The sequence below is a fragment of the Dactylosporangium sp. NPDC050688 genome (assembly GCF_040654515.1).
GTDB lineage: Bacteria > Actinomycetota > Actinomycetes > Mycobacteriales > Micromonosporaceae > Dactylosporangium.
On record NZ_JBFAIC010000002.1, the window covers coordinates 159055 to 180291 of the forward strand.

At 72.8% G+C, this 21237-nt stretch carries 16 protein-coding genes and 1 pseudogene; 7 read left to right on the top strand and 10 right to left on the bottom strand.

Translation table 11 applies throughout. From position 1 onward, the window contains the following. The coding region (locus AB0H83_RS03130) for a hypothetical protein (protein WP_360085968.1) at window positions 1–216 on the top strand (216 nt) is incomplete at its 5' end. Window positions 217–299: 83 nt separating this feature from the next. Here AB0H83_RS03130 and pcrA read toward each other — a convergent pair. Beyond that, the gene (gene pcrA, locus AB0H83_RS03135) at window positions 300–2708 is read right to left on the bottom strand and encodes a DNA helicase PcrA (protein WP_360085971.1); all 2409 of its coding nucleotides are present in this window, start codon (window positions 2706–2708) and stop codon (window positions 300–302) included. A gap of 190 nt (window positions 2709–2898) precedes the next feature. On the opposite strand from pcrA, the gene AB0H83_RS03140 reads away from it, so the two are divergent. Beyond that, the gene (locus AB0H83_RS03140) at window positions 2899–3264 is read left to right on the top strand and encodes a chorismate mutase (RefSeq protein ID WP_279327157.1); all 366 of its coding nucleotides are present in this window, start codon (window positions 2899–2901) and stop codon (window positions 3262–3264) included. Window positions 3265–3399: 135 nt separating this feature from the next. Then, window positions 3400–4128 (top strand): PIG-L deacetylase family protein, encoded by a 729-nt coding sequence (locus AB0H83_RS03145; protein ID WP_360085974.1) that lies wholly within the window; start codon window positions 3400–3402, stop codon window positions 4126–4128. Window positions 4129–4237: 109 nt separating this feature from the next. Here AB0H83_RS03145 and AB0H83_RS03150 read toward each other — a convergent pair whose 3' ends face one another. The 3 genes from AB0H83_RS03150 to AB0H83_RS03160 form a co-directional block, all read right to left on the bottom strand. After that, window positions 4238–5341 carry a thioester domain-containing protein gene (locus AB0H83_RS03150; protein WP_360085977.1) on the bottom strand — a complete coding sequence of 368 codons (1104 nt, stop codon included), beginning with the start codon at window positions 5339–5341 and terminating at the stop codon, window positions 4238–4240. A 132-nt stretch (window positions 5342–5473) separates the two neighbouring features. After that, window positions 5474–6127 carry a response regulator transcription factor gene (locus tag AB0H83_RS03155; RefSeq protein ID WP_211273446.1) on the bottom strand — a complete coding sequence of 218 codons (654 nt, stop codon included), beginning with the start codon at window positions 6125–6127 and terminating at the stop codon, window positions 5474–5476. Next, window positions 6127–7353: a PspC domain-containing protein gene (locus AB0H83_RS03160; protein WP_360085980.1), complete on the bottom strand. Its 1227-nt coding sequence runs from the start codon at window positions 7351–7353 to the stop codon at window positions 6127–6129. The genes AB0H83_RS03155 and AB0H83_RS03160 overlap by 1 nt, the downstream gene beginning before the upstream one ends. Before the next feature lie 174 nt (window positions 7354–7527). Here AB0H83_RS03160 and AB0H83_RS03165 point away from each other — a divergent pair, with 174 nt between their 5' ends. The 3 genes from AB0H83_RS03165 to AB0H83_RS03175 all read left to right on the top strand — a co-directional run bounded on the left by AB0H83_RS03165 (window position 7528) and on the right by AB0H83_RS03175 (window position 11099). After that, complete coding sequence (locus AB0H83_RS03165; RefSeq protein WP_360085983.1) at window positions 7528–9447, top strand: PspC domain-containing protein; 1920 nt, start codon at window positions 7528–7530, stop codon at window positions 9445–9447. Then, complete coding sequence (locus AB0H83_RS03170) at window positions 9444–9695, top strand: hypothetical protein (protein ID WP_360085986.1); 252 nt, start codon at window positions 9444–9446, stop codon at window positions 9693–9695. The genes AB0H83_RS03165 and AB0H83_RS03170 overlap by 4 nt, the downstream gene beginning before the upstream one ends. A gap of 99 nt (window positions 9696–9794) precedes the next feature. After that, a complete protein-coding gene (locus AB0H83_RS03175) occupies window positions 9795–11099 on the top strand; it encodes a phosphatidylserine decarboxylase (protein ID WP_360085989.1) in 1305 nt (434 codons plus the stop codon). Window positions 11100–12114: 1015 nt separating this feature from the next. Here AB0H83_RS03175 and AB0H83_RS03180 read toward each other — a convergent pair. The 5 genes and pseudogenes from AB0H83_RS03180 to AB0H83_RS03200 form a co-directional block, all read right to left on the bottom strand. Further along, on the bottom strand, window positions 12115–13074 hold the full coding sequence (locus tag AB0H83_RS03180; protein ID WP_360086490.1) for a CDP-alcohol phosphatidyltransferase family protein: 960 nt from the start codon (window positions 13072–13074) through the stop codon (window positions 12115–12117). Window positions 13075–13364: 290 nt separating this feature from the next. Continuing rightward, window positions 13365–13832 (bottom strand): annotated as a pseudogene (locus AB0H83_RS03185) (NUDIX domain-containing protein); the annotation flags it as partial. A 265-nt stretch (window positions 13833–14097) separates the two neighbouring features. Beyond that, on the bottom strand, window positions 14098–15033 hold the full coding sequence (locus tag AB0H83_RS03190) for an NUDIX domain-containing protein (protein WP_360085992.1): 936 nt from the start codon (window positions 15031–15033) through the stop codon (window positions 14098–14100). Between the two features lie 61 nt (window positions 15034–15094). Then, window positions 15095–16648 carry a glutamine-hydrolyzing GMP synthase gene (gene guaA / locus AB0H83_RS03195; RefSeq protein WP_360085995.1) on the bottom strand — a complete coding sequence of 518 codons (1554 nt, stop codon included), beginning with the start codon at window positions 16646–16648 and terminating at the stop codon, window positions 15095–15097. A gap of 38 nt (window positions 16649–16686) precedes the next feature. Further along, a complete protein-coding gene (locus tag AB0H83_RS03200) occupies window positions 16687–18369 on the bottom strand; it encodes a GMC family oxidoreductase (RefSeq protein WP_360085998.1) in 1683 nt (560 codons plus the stop codon). A 116-nt stretch (window positions 18370–18485) separates the two neighbouring features. On the opposite strand from AB0H83_RS03200, the gene AB0H83_RS03205 reads away from it, so the two are divergent. Next, on the top strand, window positions 18486–19829 hold the full coding sequence (locus tag AB0H83_RS03205; protein ID WP_360086001.1) for a hypothetical protein: 1344 nt from the start codon (window positions 18486–18488) through the stop codon (window positions 19827–19829). Here AB0H83_RS03205 and AB0H83_RS03210 read toward each other — a convergent pair. Continuing rightward, window positions 19819–21075, bottom strand: a complete 1257-nt coding sequence (locus AB0H83_RS03210; RefSeq protein ID WP_360086004.1) for an ABC transporter substrate-binding protein — start codon at window positions 21073–21075, stop codon at window positions 19819–19821. The genes AB0H83_RS03205 and AB0H83_RS03210 overlap by 11 nt on opposite strands. Between the last annotated feature and the right edge of the window lie 162 nt (window positions 21076–21237).

Below are 21237 nucleotides of genomic sequence, written 5' to 3' on the forward strand. Positions count from 1 at the left end.
GGCGCGACGCTGGACAGGCGCGACGCTGGACAGGCGCGACGCTGGACAGGCGCGACGCTGGACAGGCGCGACGCTGGACAGGCGCGACGCTGGACACCGCGCAATAGCTCGCACGGCTGGCTGGGCCGCGCCGTGTCGGCCAAGGCCAGCCACACCGGGCCAGTCATGCCCGCGAAGCTCGCTGCCCCGCAAGCCTGGCAGGCCTCGCGAGCCTGACCGTGCCCCGGCGAGCCTGACCGCGCCCCGCGGTGCTTACCGGGCTTGCCAGCCGGGCCGGGCTCGCCGGGCCAGGCCGGTGGTCAGAGTTTGTCGAGCGGGGCGTGGCGCAGGACGATCCACATGACCTGGTCGCCGAAGTCGACCTGGGCCTGGGCACGGGGGCCGGCGCCCTCGACGGCGAGGACCCGGCCCAGGCCGTAGCGCTGGTGGTTGACGCGGTCGCCGACCGTCAGCGACGGCACGTCGCGGGACAGCTCGCTGGCGGTGGACAGCTTGGAGGCGTCGAGGCCGAGCTTGGCCGCGAGCTGGGCGGCCTTCGGGGTGCCGCCGACGAAGGACGAGGTGCGGGACTGGCCGGATCCGGAGCTGCGGCCGCCGACCCCGCCGCCGCCGGACCAGCTGGTGTACGCGGCGTCGGTGCGCTCCCAGCGGACCAGCTCGGGGGGCAGCTCCTCCAGGAACCGCGACGGCGGGTTGTAGGCGGGCTGGCCCCAGGCGGAACGGGTGACGGCACGGGAGATGTAGAGGCGCTGGCGGGCGCGGGTGATGCCGACATAGGCCAGGCGCCGCTCCTCCTCCAGCTCCTTGCGGTCGCTCATCGAGCGCTGGTGCGGGAAGACGCTGTCCTCCAGGCCCGTGAGGAAGACGACGGGGAACTCGAGGCCCTTGGCGGTGTGCAGGGTCATGAGGGTGACGACGCCGGTGTGGTCGGGGTCGTCGGTGGGGATCTGGTCGGCGTCGGCGACGAGCGAGACCTGCTCCAGGAAGCCGGCGACGGTCGGCGGCGGGGCGGCGGTGGCATCGCCCTGCTCGGCGGCGACGGCGACGGTGGCCTCGGCGCGTTCCGTGTACTCCCGGGCGACGCTGACGAGCTCCTGCAGGTTTTCGACGCGGCCGACCTCCTGCGGGTCGGTGCTCTCCTCCAGCTCGCTGAGATAGCCGGAGCGCTCGATGGCGGCCTCGAGGACCTCCTCGGGCAGGGCGGTCTCGGCGAGGGTGCGCAGCTCGTCGAGGAGGGCGACGAAGTCGCCGATCGCGTTGACGGCGCGGGTGGAGATGCCGGGGGCCTCGGCGGCGCGGCGCAGGGCGGCGCCGAAGGAGATGCGCTCGCGGGAGGCGAGGGCCTCGACGCACGCCTCGGCGCGCTCGCCGATGCCGCGGCGGGGCGTGTTGAGGATCCGGCGGACGCTGACCGTGTCGTCGTCGTTGACCACGGCGCGCAGGTAGGCGAGTGCGTCGCGGACCTCTTTGCGCTCGTAGAACCGGACGCCGCCGACGACCTTGTACGGCAGGCCGAACCGGATGAACATCTCCTCGAACACGCGGGACTGCGCATTCGTGCGGTAGAAGACGGCCACGTCGGCGGGGCGGACACCGGCGTTGTCGGACAGCCGGTCGATCTCGCGGGCGACCCAGTCGGCCTCGGCGTGCTCGGTGTCGGCCACATAGCCGACGATCTGCTCGCCGGCGCCCTGGTCGCTCCACAGGCGCTTGGGCTTGCGCTCGGTGTTGCGGCCGATGACGGCGTTGGCCGCGGACAGGATCGTCTGGGTGGAGCGGTAGTTCTGCTCCAGCAGGATGGTCCGGGCGTCGGGATAGTCGCGCTCGAACTCCAGGATGTTGCGGATCGTGGCGCCGCGGAACGCGTAGATCGACTGGTCGGCGTCACCGACGACGCACAGCTCGCCGGTGCTGCCGACGAGCTCCTTCACCAGCATGTACTGAGCGTGGTTGGTGTCCTGGTACTCGTCGACGAGGACGTGGCGGAAGCGGCGGCGATAGCTCTCGGCGACCTCGGGGTGGCTCTGCAGCAGGTGCACGACGCGCATGATCAGGTCGTCGAAGTCCAGCGCGTGGGCCTCGGTGAGGCGCTGCTGATAGAGCGTGTACGCCTCGGCGAGGGCGCGCTCCGCGGGACCGACCGCCTTGGCGGCGAACGTCTCGGGGTCGATCAGCTCGTTCTTCAGGTTGGACACCTGGGCGGCAAGCCCCCGGGCGGGATAGCGCTTCGGGTCGAGGTCGAGCTCGCGGATGACGAGCTGCATGAGCCGGCGGGAGTCGTCGGCGTCATAGATGGAGAACGTCGACTTGAGCCCGGCGTGGTCGTGCTCGGCGCGCAGGATGCGCACGCACGCCGAGTGGAACGTCGACACCCACATCAGCCGGGCGCGGCCGCCGACGAGGTTGGCGACGCGCTCCTTCATCTCACCGGCGGCCTTGTTGGTGAACGTGATCGCGATGATCTCGCCGGGGTGCACGCCGCGGGCCGCGAGCAGATAGGCGATCCGGCTGGTCAGCACCTTGGTCTTGCCCGAGCCCGCGCCGGCCACGATGAGCAGCGGTGCGCCCTCGTGGGTCACGGCGTCGCGCTGCGGACCGTTGAGCCCGTCGAGCAGCGTCTCCGGGTCGCGGCGACGGGAGGGCTGAGCCGGGGCGGGAGCGGTCACGCCGGCCGGCTCGGACTGGGGAAGATCGAAGAGAGCATGCATCGCACCGGCGAGTGTATGCCGACCCACCGACACTTCCGCGAGGCTTGCCCGCGCGGGTGTGACAGAAAAGCGGCGGGACCCTTCACGTCGCCGAGAATCCCGTGCCATACTCGACGACGTGATCGAGCAGGTGCGCCCCTACTTTTTTTACGGCTCCGGGAGTCCGGCAGCCGTAGGTCGCGCCTGATCGCTGAACCTACCGACGCCCCGGGCTCCCGAGCCCGGGGCGTTCGCGTTCCCGGGGCGGGGCACCAGAGCCAGAGCTGACAAGGACGAGAGAATGGCCGCCATCACCATGGAACAGCAGCCCGCCGCCGACGAGCACATCGCCGGCCTGCGCAACCGGATCGACGAGATCGACGCGGCGCTGGTCGCGCTCTGGAAGGAGCGGGCCGCGATCTCCCGCGAGGTCGGCGCCACGCGCGTCGCCGCCGGCGGCACCCGCCTGGTGCTGTCCCGCGAGCGCGAGATCCTGGAGCGCTTCTCCGCCGAGCTCGGCGCCGACGGCACGCAGCTGGCCCTGCTCATCCTCCGCGCCGGCCGCGGCCCCCTGTAGGCCCCGGCCGGGCAGGGCCAGGCCAGAGGCGCCCCGGCCCACGCCCGCCATCTGCGGCCCGCCCGGCGGGAGCGCCATCGGGCGGACCGGGAGGCGGCGGCACCCGTACCACCGCGGAGCCTGTACACAGGAAGCATGAGCTTCCCGAGATCAGCGACCCCGCTGCCGGACGTCCGGCGGGTCCTGTGCGTGTTCGCCCACCCCGATGACGTCGACTTCGGCAGCGCCGGCACCGTCGCCGGCTGGGTCGACGCCGGGATCGAGGTCGGCTACCTGCTGGTGACGCGCGGCGACGCCGGCGGCTTCGACGACACCCCGCGGGCGCAGATGCCCGCGCTGCGGGAGGCGGAGCAGCGCGCGGCGGCCTCGGTCGTCGGGGTCAGCCAGGTGGAGTTCCTGGACGGGTACCGCGACGGGGTGCTCACCGCGTCGATCGAGCTGCGCCGCGACATCACCGCGGCGATCCGCAGGTTCCGCCCCGACCGGGTGCTGACCAACTCGCCGCTGCGCCGCTGGGACCGGATCGCCGGGCCGAGCCACCCGGACCACCTGGCGGCCGGGGAGGCGACGACCTGCGCGGTGTACCCGGACGCGCGCAACCCGTTCACATTCACCGAGCTCGACCTGCCCGCCTGGACCGTCCGTGAGATCTGGTACTCCGGCGGCCCCGACCCCGACCACGTGGTCGACATCACCGGCACGTACGAGCGGAAACTCAAGGCGCTGCGGGCCCACGTGTCGCAGACGTCCCACCTGGAGGACCTCGACGGCCTGATGCGCCAGCGCCTGGCGGCCACGGCGAGCGCGGGCGGCCTGCCCGAGGGAAGCCTGGCCGAGGCGTTCTCCGTGTTCCACACGGCCTGAGACACGACCCGAGACACGGCCTGAGGCGGCGCCGCCGGACGAGCGACGCGCACAACGCAAGGCGGCCGCCCCGGAAGATCCGGAAGCGGCCGCCCTCAGAACAACAGCGTTACGCGGTGAAGCGGACCCGCCGGCGGCGGACCACCAGCAGCAGCGCCACGCCACCCGCGACGAGCAGCGCGCCCGCGGTGATGGCGCCGGTGAGCTTCACGCCGGTGACCGGCAGGCTCGGCGGCGGCGGGGTCACGGTGACCGTGGCCTTCGCCTCGAGCTCGGTGCCCGCGACGCCCGCGAGGATCAGCTTCTGGGTCTTGTTCGGCTCCTTGGCGGTGACGAACATCCGGCCGATCGGCACGGAGCCACTGCCCTTGGCGTCGATCGTCACGGTGCCCGCGGTGTCGGCGACGACGTAGAACTTGCCGCCGTTGGGCAGGGACGTGACGGGCTTGCCGTCGGCGTCGACGAGCTTGCCGCCGACCGCCGTGAGGGTGGCGTCGCCGCCACCGGAGACGACCGTGAAGGGACCGATCTTCTTGCCGGTCTCACCGGTCAGGGTGCCCGGGTTGATCTCGAGCTTCGGCTGCGGGTCGGCGGCCGGGTTCTTCGACGCCTTCACGAGGTACTCGCTCACGGCGACGATCACCGCGTACTGCTCCGGCGTGTTGCCGGTGTTGAAGCCCTCGTTGGTGTCGCGCAGCGCGAACAGGTCACCGTCGGTGATCGTCCAGATGGCGCTCTGGGTGCCGGCGTAGACGAGCTTCTTGAACAGCTCGGCGTCGATGCCGGCGGGCTTGGTGCCCTTGGCCGCCTGCAGGAGCGCGTCGGCGCCGACGGTCGGGTACCCGTGGGTCAGCACCCACTGCACCTGGCCGAGCTCGGCCTCGGTGGGCGTGGGGTTCTTGTTGCTCGACCAGAGCGCCTCGACATACGCGGGGTCGGTGATGTCGCGCGCGAAGTCGATGCAGTACGCGAGGACGGGCTCGGACTCGCCGGCGACCTTGAGGCCGAGGCGCGGGGCGCCGGTCTCGTTGCCGTTGGGGTTGCCCTTGGTGTCCTTGGAGTTGATGACCTTGATCGCGTTCTTCGGGTCATCGAGGTAGACCTGGGTGCCGGTGACAGTGTCGGCGTGGGCGGCGCCGGCTCCGCTGAGCGCGACGGCACCCCCGACGAACACCGCTGCGGCCAGACCGGCCAGACGGGAAAGGTGTGACACGGTGACTGGACCACCTTTGACGAGAATCAGGGGGACGCTCGTTTGTAGCGGTCGCAGGGCCCTCTTGTCACCTCTAGGGCCACACCAGTCACACCAGTCACACCGGTTTGTCCGCAATTACCGTCAAAAAATTCAAACCAGGCGGCGATCAGCCGCCCACCGCGACAACTCATATCGATTGGACATCTGGAGTTTGCGCAGGACGTTCGATACGTGCGTCTCGACCGTCTTGATGGAGATGTAGAGCTCTTTCGCGATCTCCTTGTACGCGTACCCCCGCGCCAGCAGCCGCAGCACCTCCCGCTCCCGGTTGGTCAGCTGGTCCAGCTCGGGGTCGGCGACCGGGGCGTCGGGGCGCGCGGCGAACGCGTCGAGCACGAACCCCGCGAGCCGGGGGCTGAACACGGCGTCGCCGTCGGCCACCCGGCGGATCGCGTCGGCGAGCTCGTCCGGGGAGATGGTCTTGGTGACGTACCCGCGGGCGCCGGCCCGGATCAGCCCGATGACGTCCTCGGCGGCGTCCGACACCGACAGCGCCAGGAACCGCACCTGCGGCCGGGTGCGCCGCATCGCGTCGAGCACGGCCCGGCCACCGCCGTCGGGCATGTGCACGTCGAGCAGCACCACGTCGGGCTCCAGCGCGGTGATCTTCTGTACCGCCTCGGCGACTCCGCTGGCCTCACCGATCACGTCGACGTGCACGCCGAGCTCGGCGCGGACCCCCGCGCGGAACATCGCGTGGTCGTCGACCAGGAACACCCGCAGGCGCTGCGTCTCGTCAGTCATCACTTCTCCGTATCAATGGGCAGGCTCAAGCGCACCTCGGTGCCGTCGCCCGGTGTGCTGCGGATCTCCGCCTTGCCCCCGTGCCGTTGCATGCGGGCCAGGATCGAGCCGCGGACCCCGTGCCGGTCGGACTCCACGGCGGTGAGGTCGAAGCCGACCCCCCGGTCGCGCACGAACACGCTCACGCAGTCCGGCTCGACCTCCGCGTAGAGCGACACGGTCTCGACCTTGGCGTGCTTGGCCGCGTTGACCAGGGCCTCCCGGGCGGCGGCGACGATCGCCCCGACCCGCTCGTCCACGTCGACGTCGCCGACGACGACCGTCTCGACCGCGATCGCGAACGTGTCCTCGACCTCGGCCGACGCCTCCTCCAGCGCGGCGCTGAACTTCTCCGTCGGCGACGCGGTGGGCTTGTACAGCCAGTTCCGCAGGGTCCGCTCCTGCCCGCGGGCAAGGCGCTGGACCTCCTTCACGTCGCCGGCGTTGCGCTGGATCAGGGCGAGGGTGTGCAGCACCTGGTCGTGGACCATGGCGGCGAGCTCGGCCCGCTCCTGCTCGCGGACCCGCGCCTCGCGCTCCGTGCTGAGCTGCGTGAACATCCGGTACAGCAGCGGGGCGAGGGCGAGTCCGACGCCGGCCAGCGCGACCGCGGCGAAGCCCAGGCCGTAGCCGATCGAGGCGAGGGTGGCGCCGCTCACCGGCACGCCGACGACGAACGCGCCGATGATGCCGATCACCACGAGCAGCCCGCCGCCGATGAACCGGACCAGGTAGGACTTGCGGTTGTTGTCCATGACGGCGCCGAGCCAGGGCATCCCCGGTACGGTCGCCGACCAGCGCTCGCGTCGCTTCGGGTCCGCCTGGTGCCAGATGATGCCGGCGCCGAGCGCGATGACCGCGGCGAGCCAGCCGATCACCGCCTGCAGGCCCCCGGTCGGCTTCACCATCAGCCCCAGCAGCACCAGGCCGACGCCGAGCGCCAGGAACGAGAACAGCTGGTTGACGTTGCGCCGGCCGGAGCTCACGTGCGGCGGCATCGGCAGCACCGCCCAGAACGCGGCGTAGAGCAGCGCACCGAGCCCGTTGAACGCGGCGAGCGCCACGAATGCCACCCGCACCAGCACCACGGGGGCGCCGAGGTGCGTGGCGATGCCGGCGGCGACCCCCGCGACGACCCGGTCCGCGGGCTCGCGGTAGAGGCGGCGGACGGGCACTGGGCTGGTCATCGGGCTCGTTTCGGCTCGTGGTCGGGCGGGGGCGCCGGGGGCGGCGTCCAGCAAATCGTCACATGCGGACCGACACCGGGACCACTCCGAGCGACCCTGGAACCGGCAAATCAGGGTGGTGTCAGGGTCGAAGCCTGAGGCGGCCAGGGCTCGGCGTCGGCGACGATCGGTGGCATGACGAACCCGCCTGCCGCCGACGAGCCGGCGGCGCCCCGCTACGAGGCCGACTACCTCCCCGACGGCGGGTCTGCCGCCGGCGCCGAGCGATCCGACCCGGTGAGCACGCCCCCCGCCGCCCCGGTCAGCGCCGCCCCGGTCAGCGCGGAGCCCGCCAGCGCAGCGCCCGCCAGCGCGGAGCCGGCGGGCGAAACGCCTGTCTTCGAAGCACCCACCTACCCACTGGTGGCCGAGGCGCCGACCGTCGCCGCGGAGCGGCCCGAGATCGACCTGACCAAGGTCGAGCGGGACGAGCCCGGGTCCACGCCACCGCCCGCCGAGGGCTTCGCCCCACCCGCGGGCGCCGCACCCCCGCCGGGATCCGTCCCGCCCGGTGCCACGCCGCCCGGCGGGTTCCCGCCCGGCGGGTTCCCGCCCGGCCCTCCCGGCGCGCCGCCCGGCGACGGGCCGTTCGGGCCTCCTCCCGGCGGCAACGGACCGTTCGGGACACCGTTCGGCAGCGGGTTCACCCGGAGCAACCTGGTGCGGCCGCAGCAGGGCCGGTACGTCGCCGGCGTCTGCGCCGCGATCGGGCGGGCCACCAACACCGACCCGACACTCTGGCGGGTCATCTTCGCCGTGCTCACGCTCGCCGGTGGGGTCAGCATCGTGGCGTACCTGCTGGGCTGGCTCCTGCTGCCCGCCGAGGGCGACACCGGCTCCCCGCTCGAGGCGCTGCTCGGCCGGGGCAGGTCCACGACGTCGGCGCCTCTCGCGATCGTGATCGGCGTCGGCGCGGTGCTGGCGTTCCTGCTGGTGATGTCGCGCAACGTCGGCGCCGCCGCGGTCGGTCTCGCCGTGGTCATCGGCGTGGTCGCCCTGCTCGTGCGCGGCCAGGGCAACCTGCCGCCGGCCCCGCTGGGCGACCCGCACGGCGGCGCGCCGCCGGGGACGCCGCTCGGGCCGTTCGTGCCGCCGCCGGCCCCCGCGCCCGCGGCGCCGTTCCCGCCGGTCGTCCCGCCGTTCCAGGCGCAGCCCACGCCGTCTGCGGGGGCTCCGGCCGTACACCCGGCGTGGCTGCAACAGCAGACGACCGCGACCCGGCCCGTCGTGCCCCCCGCGCCGGCACCGACCGCCGGGCCGCCGCCGGCGCCGCTACCGCCGCTGCCGCCCCTCGCGCCGGTCGGCTACCGGCCGCCGTTCGCGCCGCACGGTCCGTTCGGCGGGCGCAGCCCGTATGCGGCGTCGCTCGGGTACCCGCCGGGCGCGCCCGGGTCGCCGTACCCCGGACTCGCGCCAGTACCGCCGAAGCCCCCGAAGCCGCCGAAGGTGCGTTCCCGCCTCGGCCGGGTGATCTTCTCACTCATCTGCCTGTCGCTCGGCGTGCTCGCCGCGCTGGAGGTGACCACCCAGGACTTCCTGGTCAGCACCTACTTCGCGGTGCCCCTGACGATCGTCGCGCTCGGCCTGATCGTCGGCGCGTGGTTCGGCCGGGCCCGGCTCATGATCCTGGTGGGCGTCGTACTGAGCATCGCCCTGGCGATCGCGACCGCCTCGCGGGGTGAGGGCGGCGACGGGCCGCGGCACATCGAGAAGATCAGCCTCAACCCGTCCACGGTCGCCGAGCTGGACGGCGAGTACCGCACCGACATCGGCGACATCAACGCGAACCTGTCGCGGGTCGACTTCACCGGCGAGGACGTCGACCTCACCTTCCGGGTCGACCTGGCCGGCAACATCCGCATCATCCTGCCGCCGAACGTGGACGTCACCGTCGACGTCCGGGTCGAGGGCGGCGACTGCCGGGTCCTCGGCCGCCCGTGCGGCGGGTTCAACCAGACCAACGAGTTCACTGACAACGGGGCCGACGGTGTCGGCGGTGGCAAGCTCCACCTTGACCTCGACGTTCGCTGGGGCAACCTGGAGGTGACCCGATGAAGCCGCACCGCACCGACGGCCTCTCCCTCACATTCGGCCTGATCTTTCTCGGCATCGTGGTCGTCTGGCTGTTCAACCAGGCGGTCAACGTCGATCTCAACGCCGGCTGGATCGTCGCCGTCGGCCTGATCGTCTTCGGGCTCCTGGGGCTGCTGGGGGCGCTGCGCTCGGACAAATCGGACAAGCCGTCCAGTTCGGTGCCGGCGTCGTCGGTACCGGCCTCGCACGACCCGGACGATGCCGACTAGACACGGAATATGCTGGGCCGGCGGGGCGTGCTTCCCCGCCGGCCTTTGCCTTGTCTTTTCGCCTTCGTCTCGTTTCGTTGCTTGAGGAGCTCTCCAGACATGACCCAGTTCCCCGTTGGCGGCGCGTCCGGCGTCTCCCGCCGCCCGATCCAGATCGGTGACCGCGCCGCCCGGGTCCTCGCCACCGAGCTCGCCCGTCACGGCGGACCCAAGACCGGCCTCCTGGTCGGCGCGGCGGCCGGCTCCGCCACGCTGGCGGCCGCGATCGACGCGCTGCTGCCCGAGGACCGGCTGACCGTCGTCGCGCCCGGCTCCACCGGCGCTGCTGCCGGCGCTGTCGGCGGCGCTTCTGCCAGCGGGCGTTTCGGGGCGGCCGCGGCGCTGCGGGAGCACGTCGAGCGGCAGGGCCGCTGGGTGACCGACCGGACCCGCGTCGTCGAGTCGCTCGCCGAGGCCGAGCCCGCCGACGTGGTGATCCTCGCCGAGCCGCTGTCCGGCAGCGCCGACGACGCCCGCGCGGTCCTCGCCGACCTGACCAAGCTCGTCAACGCCGGCGGCGTCCTCACCGTCGTCGTCCCGGCGACCCGCCTGCCCAACGGCGCCGCCGACGAGGTCGAGCGGCAGGCCGCCCTGTACGGTGTCGGCAGCGACCTCGTCCTGCGCAACGTGCCGCCCGTGCGCGTCCACCGGCTGCGGCACACCCCGGCCCACCACGCCGCGGCGAGCAACCTGCTGCCGGCCCTGCGCCCGTCCAGCGTCCCCCTCACCCGGGGCATGCACATCGACTCCAACGGCGTGGCCGCCGCCGGCATCGCGCTCGGCCTGGCCGCCCTGGCCAAGGCCGCCCGCCCGAAGTCGAAGCTGTGGCTGGTCCCGGCGCTCGCCGCCGCCCCGGTCGCCGCGTTCTTCCGCGACCCGCAGCGCGACGTCCCCGAGGACGCGGGCGCCGTCGTCGCCGCCAGCGACGGCAAGGTGCTCGGCGTCGAGCGCCTGCACGACGAGCGCTTCGGCGACATGGAGTTCCTCCGCATCGCCGTCTTCCTGTCCGTCCTGGACGTCCACGTCAACCGCGCCCCCGTCGCCGGCAAGGTCGTCGACTACTTCGTCGAGGACGGCGGCTACGCGGCCGCGATGAAGCCCGAGGCGGAGCACAACGTCGCGGCGTACACCCTGCTGGAGACCGCCCACGGCCCGGTCGCCGTCGTCCAGCGCACCGGCCTGATCGCCCGCCGCATCGTCCAGCGCGCCCCGGTCGGCTCACTGCTCGCCAAGGGCGAGCGGTTCGGCCTGATCCGCTTCGGCTCCCGCACCGACGTGTACCTCCCCGCCGACAAGGCCACCCCGACGGTCGCCCCCGGCGACCGCGTCGTGGGCGGCGCGACGGTGATCGCCACCTGGCTCTGACGCGGTTCATCTCTCCTCCGGAGGACCGGCGGTCGGCCATTCTCGGCCACCCGCCGGTCCTCCGGCGTTTCCGCCTTCCTTCCCGTCCGTGCCTTCCCGTCCTTCCTTCCCGCCCTTCCCCTCATGATCGAAGGACAGCCCTGGCCATCATCACGACCAGCCTTGTCCATTGATCACCGGCCCGGAGCTGCCCCGAAGCACGCGAAGGCCCCCGGACACGCGGGCGTCTCCAGGTCGGCCCGCACCGGTCCCCCGACGGCCGGCCGATCACCGGACCCGGCACCGACGCCGACGCCCCACCATTGCCGCCCCCACCGTCCGGGACCATGATCACGCGGCCATGATCAAAGGACGGATCCGGCGGCCATCACGACCAGCCCCGTCCGTCGATCACGAGCGCCGGGACCCGTCCAGCACGGACCGTTCGACAAAAGGCCCCACCAGCCACCACTGATCACGAGCGTCGGGGCCCGTTCCGCACGGACCGTTCGACAAAGAGCCCCACCAGCCAACCGCACGCCGGACGCTCACCGCCGGGACGGAAGCGCGATCCTTCACTCCATCCGTCCCCCCGCCATGATCAAAGGACGGATCCGGCTGCCATCACGACCAGCCCCGTCCGTCGATCACGAGCGTCGGGACCCGTCCAGCACAGACCGGTCGGCAACGAGGCCCTACCAGCCAACCGCCCGCCCACAGCTCGCCGAACGCTCACCGCTCGCCGGGCGCTCACCGCCGGGACGGAAGCGCGATCCCTCACCCCCGCCATGATCAACGGACGGATCCGGCTGCCATCACGACCAGACCTGTCCGTCGATCACTGGCGGACACGGCCAGCCAGCCCAGCCGGCACGGCGAACGACCAGGCCGACGAGTGATCGGCACGGCGAACGACCGGGGTGGCGAGCGTCCGGCTCGAGTGGGACAGGGGGCCGGACGGCCAGGACATGGAAGCGCCCCGCGGGCCGGCGAACAACGAGCCGGGGCGGGGCGCTGGTGGAGCGGAAACAGCAGGTCAGGCAGCGATGTGGCGGCGCTGGCGGAGCCAGAGGATCGGGCCGCTGGCCAGGTACGCCAGCACCACCGCCACGAAGGTCAGGCGGAAGTCGACCAGGGCGCCCACGACCGGCAGGACGAGGAGCCACGGCGGGAGCTTGGCCAGGCGGGCGAGCTTCGCGTAGGGGAAGCTGGACACCATCGCCAGGCCCAGGACGGCGACGCCGGCGACGCGCAGGGCTGGGGGCATCTCGGGGGAGATGAGGGTGGCCAGGGCGAGCACCGCCGCGCACATGGTGGTCGGCACGCCGCAGAAGAAGCGGCCGTCCTTCGGGGAGACGTTGAAGCGGGCCAGGCGGATCGCGGCGCAGGCGGCGACCAGGGCGCAGGCGGGCATCAGGACGGCGGCCGGGGCGGAGTCGTTGAGCCAGGCGTAGACGACGACCGGGGCGGCCAGGCCGAAGGAGCACATGTCGGCCAGGGAGTCCATCTGCGCGCCGAACGGGCTGGCGACGCCGAGGCGGCGGGCCAGGAAGCCGTCGAGGCCGTCGAAGACGACGCAGGCGATGAGGAGGATGGCCGCGATGCGCACGTCGCCGTGGTTGACGGCGACGAAGATCGCGGAGAGGCCCAGCAGGAGGCTGCTGATGGTGCAGGCGTTGACGAGGGCGAAGCGGATGCGGCGGGCGACGGTGCGCTCGCCGGGCAGCAGCGGGATGCTGAAGCCGTGGGCGTCGTCGGGGGCCGCGGTGAGCGGCGGCACGGCCGGGCTGACCGGCGCCACCGACACGACGTCTCGTGACAGTCCGTCACGGCGACGCATACGCAGCCGGGGCAGCCGGACCCGACCCTGGCGGGTGTCGGTCTCGTCCGGCGGGGGCATGAGCAGCGAGGTGGCGCCGGCGACGTTACCGTCACCGCGACGGCCGACCCGCCCGGCGAAGAGCACCTGACGGGCGAGCGAACCGCTGCGTCGCAGCCGTCCTGCCCACTGCCTGCCACCACCGGGGCGCGGGCTGTCCGTGGTGCGTCGTCGCTGCCAAGGTGCTCTCGGCACTGATCCTCCATGCAGGAACGGGGTTCCCACGGTCGCATTCCAGGGCGTTTTGCCCCAGCTAGTCCGTCTTCGCGAGACTGCCTCGCGATCTACACCATCGCATATCGTGTCGCGCTTGGCGATAACTCAGATAGGAACCCGCCTAGAAACATGCACTTGCGGGCCTGACACTGGACTACTCAGCGTAGTCCGAAATTTACCTATAATTTATCTTAACGACGATGATCACTTCCACGTCGTGGGAGTGAGGCGGCCCACTGGACGACCTCGGTGGCCTGGAGGGCGGGCAGCTCCGCGCGGGCGAACCAGGCCGCCGCCGCGGTCGAGCCGCCGGCGGCCTCGGTCACTGTGGGTATGGTCGGCGAGGGCACCAGGACGCGGTAGAGGGCGCGCACGGCGTGCCAGTTGATCGGGTAGCCCTCGGGGCCGATGACGCCGGGGTTGCGCCGGTGGGTGACGCCGAGCAGCTCGGTGACCTCGCCGCGCTGGCCGGTCTCCTCGAACAGCTCCCGCAGCAGCGCGTCGGCGGGTTGCTCGCCGGGGTCGGTGCCGCCGCCCGGCAGGTGCCACTTGCCCGCGCCCGGGTATCCGGTGGCGATCCGGGTGAGCAGGACCCGCTCGTCGGGGTCGGTGACGAAGCCGTACGCGGCGAACCGTTGCCCGGTCGGCAGGCCGTTGGGGTTCGGGCGCTCGGTGAAGTCGCCGACCGCGGCGCCGGGCGCCGGGGCGACCTCGAAGATCATGCGGTCCTCGTGCAGGTCGGGGGTGACGACGGCGTGCACGTCCAGCACCGACAGCACGACGACGGACAGGTCCGCCTGCTCGACGAAGTGCCGGACCAGCGCGGTCGTCGGGCTCTCGCCGTGGCGGACCGGGCCTCCGATGTCGTCGGTGCCGCCGGGACGGCGTCCGTAGACGGTGATCATCCGGGATGCGGTCATGATCTCAGCGTAGGCCGACCCCGCGCAGCGCCTCCTCGGTGACCTCGGTCAATGCCAGTTCGTCCAGCTCGTCGGGGTCGAACCAGCGAGCCTCCGCGGTCGAGCCGCCGACGTCGTGGATCACGGGGCGGCTGGAGCGGGGCACGTGGACCCGGTAGAACGCGCGGACGCCGTGCCAGTCGATCGGGTACCCCTCCGGGCCGAGCTGGGCCGCGTCCCGGTGCGAGGCGACGCCGAGCAGCTCGACGATGCGCCCCTCCTGCCCGGTCTCCTCGGCCAGCTCGCGGATCAGCGCCACGCCGGGCTGCTCACCGAAGTCCGTGCCGCCGCCCGGCAGGTGCCAGGAGCCGCCGCCCGGGTACCCCTCGGAGATGCGGGTCAGCAGGACCCGGTTGCGCCGGTCGGTGCAGACGGCGTACGCGGCGAAGCGCTGGGCGCGGTGCAGCCCGTCCGGGCCGGCCACGGCATAGAAGGACGGCACCTCGGGCACGCCGTCCGGGCGCAGGTCGACGGCGGCCTCGCGCAGGCCGAGCGCGTCGGCGGTGAACCGGCGCAGCGGCAGCTGCTCCGCCTCCTCACGGGTGACCCAGCGGGCCAGGTCGGTCGGCTGGCCGACCCGGTCGCGCAGCGCGCCGCCGCGCATCGTCACCTCGTAGATAAGGCGGTCGGTGTGGATCGTGAGGCCGCGGTCGGGCAGGGCCCGCATGTCGGCCAGGACGTCGCGCAGGCGGAGCACGGCCACGGACAGGCCGGTCTCCGCGGCGGTCTCCCGCACGACGGTGTCCACCGGGTTCTCGCCGTGGTCCACGGCGCCGCCGGGCAGCGACCAGACTCCAGGCGTGCCGGACTTCGCCGAGGCCCGGACCAGGAGGAACTCGTCGGAGTCGGCGATGACGCAGTAGGCCGCGATGCGCCGCAGCGGCTGTAACGCAGGAGTCACGTCGATAAATTGTCCGGCAATTCCGGCCGGTGGCAAGGGCGACGCCCGCGTGAAGGGTGATTCATTCCCATTCAATGGTGCCCGGCGGCTTGGACGTAACGTCCACGACCACGCGGTTGACCTCCCGGACCTCGTTTGTTATCCGGGTGGAAATCTTGGCGATCAGCTCGTGCGGCAGCCGGGACCAGTCGGCGGTCATCGCGTCGTCGCTGGAGACGGGGCGCAAAACGATCGGGTGACCGTAGGTGCGGCCGTCGCCCTGGACGCCGACGCTGCGCACGTCGGCGAGCAGCACGACCGGGAACTGCCAGACCGAGCGGTCCAGGCCGGCGGCGGTGAGCTCCTCGCGGGCGATCAGGTCGGCGGCGCGCAGGATGGCGAGGCGCTCCTCGTCGACCGCGCCGATGATCCGGATCGACAGGCCGGGGCCGGGGAACGGATGGCGCATGACGATCTCCTCGGGCAGGCCGAGGGCGGCGCCGATCGCCCGCACCTCGTCCTTGAAGAGCGTCCGCAGCGGCTCGACCAGCGAGAACTGCAGGTCCTCCGGGAGCCCGCCGACGTTGTGGTGCGACTTGATGTTGGCGGTGCCGGTGCCGCCGCCGGACTCCACGACGTCCGGGTAGAGCGTGCCCTGCACGAGGAACTCGACGTGCTCCTCGGCCTCCAGCTCGCGGGCGGCCTGCTCGAAGACGCGGATGAACTCCCGGCCGACGATCTTGCGCTTCTGCTCGGGGTCGGTGACGCCGGCGAGGGCGCCGAGGAAGCGCTGGGAGGCGTCGACGACCTTCAGCGTGATGCCGGTGGCGGCGACGTAGTCCTTCTCGACCTGCTCGGCCTCGCCGGCGCGCAGCAGGCCGTGGTCGACGAAGACGCAGGTCAGCTGGTCGCCGACGGCCTTGTGCACGAGCGCCGCAGCGACGGCGGAGTCGACGCCGCCGGACAGCGCACACAGCACGCGCTTGCTGCCCACGCGGGCCCGGATCGCCTCGACCTGCTCCTCGATGATGTTGTTGGACGTCCAGGTGGGCTCGATGCCGGCGATGTCGTAGAGGAACCGGCGCAGCACCTCCTGGCCGTGCGGGGTGTGCGCGACCTCGGGGTGGAACTGGACCCCGGCGAGGCGGCGGGAGACGTCCTCGAACGCGGCGACCGGCGCGGCCGGCGAGCCCGCGGTGACCGTGAAGCCCTCGGGGGCGGCGGTGACGCAGTCGCCGTGGCTCATCCACACCGACTGCGCGTCGGGCAGGCCGCGCAGCAGCACGCCACCGCCCGCGGCGATGCTCAGCGGGGTGCCGCCGAACTCGCGCAGTCCCGTGTGGCTCGCCTCGCCGCGCAGCGCGACGGCCATCGCCTGGAAGCCGTAGCAGATGCCGAAAACGGGCACGCCCGCGCCGAACAGCTCGGCGTCGACCTGGGGGGCGCCCTCCTCGTACACGGACGAGGGACCACCGGACAGGATGATCGCGGCGGGGCGCTTGGCGAGCATCTCCGCCACCGGCATCGAGTGCGGGACGATCTCGGAGTAGACGTGCGCCTCGCGCACCCTGCGGGCGATGAGCTGCGCGTATTGGGCACCGAAGTCGACGACGAGAACCGGCGGCGGCGTGGTCATGCCCCGAGCCTAGTCGGCGCCCCGACGTGACCTGCGCCTCAGGGCTGCTCCTGTCTCGTTCGCGGCGGGTGTACGGCGGTGAGCCGCAGCGCGGCGGGTGCGCCTGCCGGCACGGCGGGGTTGGCCGGCGGCACCGCAGCCACCGGCTGGTATGCGGCGCCCAGCGGCGGGCGCGGGTCGGGCTCGCCGTGGTTGGGCCACATGGACATGGCCCGCTCCGCCTGGGCGGTGATGGTCAGCGACGGGTTGACCCCGAGGTTGGCGCTCACCGCCGCGCCGTCCACGACGTGCAGCCCGGGGTGGCCGTAGACGCGGTGGTACGGGTCGACGACCCCGTGCTCCGGCGAGTCGCCGATCGGCGCGCCACCGAGGATGTGGGCGGTCACCGGGATGTTGAAGACCTCCGACCAGCTGCCGCCGGGCATCCCGCCGATCTCCTCGGCGAGCAGGCGGACGGCCTGGTTGCCGGCCGGGATCCAGGTCGGGTTCGGCTCGCCGTGCCCCTGCGCCGTGGTGAGCTTGCGCCGGCCGGTCCAGCCCCGGCGCAGCCGGACGTTGAGGGAGTTGTCCAGCGACTGCATGACCAGCGCGATCACGGTCTTGTGCGACCAGCGCCGCACCGACAGTACCCGGGTGTGCTTGATCGGGTGCCGGAAGAACGCGCCGAACCAGCGCAGCGGCCGCCACGGGCCGCCGTCGGTGAGCACCGTCTGCAGCAGGCCCATGGCGTTGGAGCCGGGGCCGTAGCGGACCGGCTCGATGTGGGTGTACGCGTCGGGGTGGAACGAGCTGGTGATCGCCACGCCGTCGGTGAAGTCGACGTCCTTGCGCAGCGAGCGGGCGCCGACGATCGACTCGGAGTTGGTGCGGGTCAGGGTGCCGACCTTCGCAGACAGCCCGGGCAGGTGTCCGTCGGCGCGCATGCGCAGCAGCAGGTCCTGGGTGCCCAGCGCGCCGGCGGCGAACACGACCTGGCCGGCGTGGAACGTACGGCGGTCCCGCCGGCGGCCCGTGCCGCGGGTGTCGACGCGGTAGCCGCCGTCCTCAGGTCGTACCGACACCACCGTGGTCAGCTGGTGGACCTCGGCGCCGAGCCGCTCGGCCAGGTGCAGGTAGTTCTTGACCAGAGTGTTCTTCGCGCCGACCCGGCAGCCGGTCATGCACGCGCCGCAGTGCTCGCAGCCCTGGCGCACCGGTCCGGCGCCGCCGAAGTACGGGTCGACGCCGGGCCGGCCGAAGTAGACGCCGACGGGGGCCTGGTGGAACGTGTCGGCGACGCCCATCTTCTCCGCGACGGCCCTGACCGCCACGTCGGCGCGGGTCATGCGGTGGTAGACGCTGACGCCGAGCATGCGCTCGGCCTGGTCGTAGTACGGGGCGAGCTCGGCGCGCCAGTCGGTGATGCCGCGCCACTGCGGGTCGTCGTAGAACTGCTCGAGCGGCCGGTAGAGGGTGTTGGCGTAGATCAGCGACCCGCCGCCGACGCCGGAGCCGGACAGCACCAGCACGTTGCGCAGCAGGGTCAGCCGCTGGATGCCGAAGCAGCGCAGGGCGGGGGCCCACAGGAAACGCCTGGCGTCCCACGACGTCTTCGGGAACTCGTCGTCGGCGAAGCGCCGGCCGGCCTCCAGGACCGCGACCGAGTAGCCCTTCTCGGCCAGGCGGAGCGCGGTCACGCTGCCGCCGAAGCCCGAACCGATGACCACCACGTCATATCGCACGCCTCATGGTGACTCACGAGTAAGTTACTGGGAAGTACCCAGTTCGGCATCGGCGGGCGTCAGTCTGCGCGGAGCGCCTCCCCGGACACCGGCGCCGGGTACGGCAGACTGGGCACATGGCGAGACTTCCCGGCGGCCTGCCCGCCTGGCGTGGTCGCCGGCTGCTGCGCGGTGCCGGCCCGGCCCGCGCCTGCGGCCCGGGTCCCGCCACCGTGGGCGCCGCGCGGCACGCGGCCCTGCACTCACTGGTCATCGAGGCGGCCAAGTACGCCGACGTGCCGCCGCCGGCGACCGTCGCGCTCGCCGGTCCCGGCACGGTCCAGTACACCGGCAGCGTTTTGCGCATCGGCCTGCCCCTGGTCTGGGGGCTGCCCGCCGACCACCTGCGCATCGTGCTGGCGCACGAGCTGGCGCTGCCGGAGACCCGCCACGCCGACCTGGTCCGCGGCCTGCTCACCGCACGCGCGTCGGCCGGCGCGAGGCCGCCCGCCGCCGCGGCCGACGGCAAGCTTGCAGCGGCCCGCGCCGACGCGAAGTTTGCGGCCGCTCGCGCTGCGCCCGACGCCAAGCTGCTGGCCGCGACCGAGCCGCTGCAGGTCACGGTCGAGCAGGTGCGCGACGCCGCCGCCATCGCCGCCGGCGGTGGCGGGCTGTCCGGCGTGGAGGACGCCGCCGCGGCGCTGCTGCGGGCGGCCACGATCGAGACGGCGTTCGCCGCGTTCGCCGCCGCCGAGGGCCGCCACCTGATCAGCGCCGCCTCCGCCACCGGCAGTCACCCCGACGGGCCTGACGGCGCCGGTGCTGAGGGCGGCACGGTGCCGGTGCGGATCGCGGACCTGCACGCGGGGTGGCGGCTGCGGCTGGCCCGCTGGGGCGCGCCCGCGGTGCACGGCGACACGCTGCTCGACGAGGTGCCGCGGCGGCACCCCGGGCTCGCCGCCGACCTGCGGGCCCTGCGCGAGGTGCCGAGGCCCGGCCTGGCCGACGGCGCGGTCACCCTGGACGACCTGACCGCCGAGGAGGAGCTGGCGCTGGCGGCCGAGGTCATCACCGGCGACGGCGCGTGGACCCGCTTCGGCGACCTGCCCGCCGAGGTGTACGCCGGTGAGGTCGAGCGGCAGGCGCGCGAGTACGTCCAGGCGGTGCGCACGGTCCTCGGCCGCGACCCCGACGACCGCGACGAGCTGGCCGGCACCCTGCTGCGCCGCCCGGTCGACGTCGAGCGGGCCCGCCGCGGCGAGACGGCCGAGGGCGACGACCAGCCCCCGCCCCCGTGGATGGGGGTCGTGCTGCTGTCGGTGCTGGTCGAGTACACGCTGCTGAAGAAGGACTGGCGGCGCGAGCACCCGCTGGTCGCCCGCCGCCTGGTCGGGCCCGGCGGCGAGGTGCTCGACCTCAACGGCCTCTACCAGCGCCCGGACGAGCTGCGCCGGCTCCTCGCCGGTGGCGCTACAGACTGAGTGCCGGCGTCTCGGCCAGCTCGACCGGGTGGATCACCCGGTATCCGTCGGACGCGTGCTGCTCGACCACGCCCGCGGCGAGCTGGTTGTAGCCGCTGCCGTCGAAGCGGATCCCGTTCCACGGCATGACGGTCTGGGTCGCCGGCAGCGACAGCTGCTGCATCGCGTTGCGGATGGCCGGCGCGGTCAGCTCGGTCACGGCGTCCATCGCGAGGGCCAGCAGCATCGTCGCGGTGAACGCGGCCGCCGCCACCTCGGTCATCTTGGTCTTGAACGCCTGCTCGAACATGCCGCCGACGATCCTGGCGATGGGGTTGCGCCCGGCGAACTCGCTGGACCAGCCGCTGGCCCGCAGGACCTCGTTGTTGCCCTTGATCGCGTCGAGCGCGCCGACGCCGGGGCCGAGGGCGATGACCGGGGACTTGCCCTTGAGCCGGCCGGCGAGTTCCACGGCCGCGGCGGCCTCCTGCGCGTTGGTCACGACCGCGAAGACGGCGTCACCCTTGCCGACGAAGCCGCTGTCACCGGCACCGTCGGCCCCCAGGGTGATCTGCTCCTTGCCGCCGATCGCGTATCCGGCGGCGAGGCTGAGGTCCTCGATCGAGGTCCGCACGCTGGCGATCTCGTCGCCGGTGGCGCCGCCGGCCTTGCCGGACGCGGTGATGATCCGGCGGAACTGCTTGTCGGTGTCGCGCTCCCGGTAGAGCAGCGCGAGCGCGGTGGAGACCATCTCCCGGTCGCTCGGCTGGATCCGGAAATGCGCCGCCCGGTTGAGGTCCGCGAACGTGTCGGCGGTGCTCAGCGCGTCGACCAGCGCCACGCCGATGGTGTCGGTCCGCCGGCCGGCGAGCGCGGAGACCTCGAGCGTGTCGGCGAGGACCAGGCCGGCGGCGCCCTCGGTGACGAGGCGCGACGCCTCCTTCTCGACCTTCTCCGGCGCGCTGTCGGTGTTGCCGACGATGAGGGTGAGCTTCGCGCCGTTGCGCAGGCCGGCGCCCACGCTCAGCGGCAGGTTGATCGGCAGGTTCTTGACGTCGTTGTTGACCATCTCGACGGCGAGCCTGGCGCCGAGCTGCGCCTGCTGGCCGATCACGGCGTTGGGCCCGGTCGTGGAGACGAGCAGGCCGACCGCGAGCTCCCCCGGGATTCTCGGCGCCGGGTTGCCCTTGCTGGTGCAGGCGGTGAGGAGCAGCGCCGCGACCACGGCGGACACAGCCACAGCGGGCCGGCGGCCGAGGATGGGCACGACGGTGGACTCCTTGGGGCGCGCGGCAGGTCGGACGGCCGTATCCTTCCTGTCTGGTCGATGCGTTTCAACCCCGCTGTCGAGCTTCGAGTAATGTGACCTGCACCACAATGACGTGGTTGGACAGATGTCGCAACCCTGGTTTGATAAGGCTCGTACGCT

Coding starts and splice junctions, on each gene's coding strand:
- AB0H83_RS03155 (WP_211273446.1), bottom strand. CDS start 6,127: ATGACTGACGAGACGCAGCGCCTGCGGGTGTTCCTGGTCGACGACCAC.
- guaA (WP_360085995.1), bottom strand. CDS start 16,648: ATGACCACGCCGCCGCCGGTTCTCGTCGTCGACTTCGGTGCCCAATAC.
- AB0H83_RS03175 (WP_360085989.1), top strand. CDS start 9,795: ATGACCCAGTTCCCCGTTGGCGGCGCGTCCGGCGTCTCCCGCCGCCCG.
- AB0H83_RS03165 (WP_360085983.1), top strand. CDS start 7,528: ATGACGAACCCGCCTGCCGCCGACGAGCCGGCGGCGCCCCGCTACGAG.
- AB0H83_RS03145 (WP_360085974.1), top strand. CDS start 3,400: ATGAGCTTCCCGAGATCAGCGACCCCGCTGCCGGACGTCCGGCGGGTC.
- AB0H83_RS03205 (WP_360086001.1), top strand. CDS start 18,486: ATGGCGAGACTTCCCGGCGGCCTGCCCGCCTGGCGTGGTCGCCGGCTG.
- pcrA (WP_360085971.1), bottom strand. CDS start 2,708: ATGCATGCTCTCTTCGATCTTCCCCAGTCCGAGCCGGCCGGCGTGACC.
- AB0H83_RS03160 (WP_360085980.1), bottom strand. CDS start 7,353: ATGACCAGCCCAGTGCCCGTCCGCCGCCTCTACCGCGAGCCCGCGGAC.
- AB0H83_RS03170 (WP_360085986.1), top strand. CDS start 9,444: ATGAAGCCGCACCGCACCGACGGCCTCTCCCTCACATTCGGCCTGATC.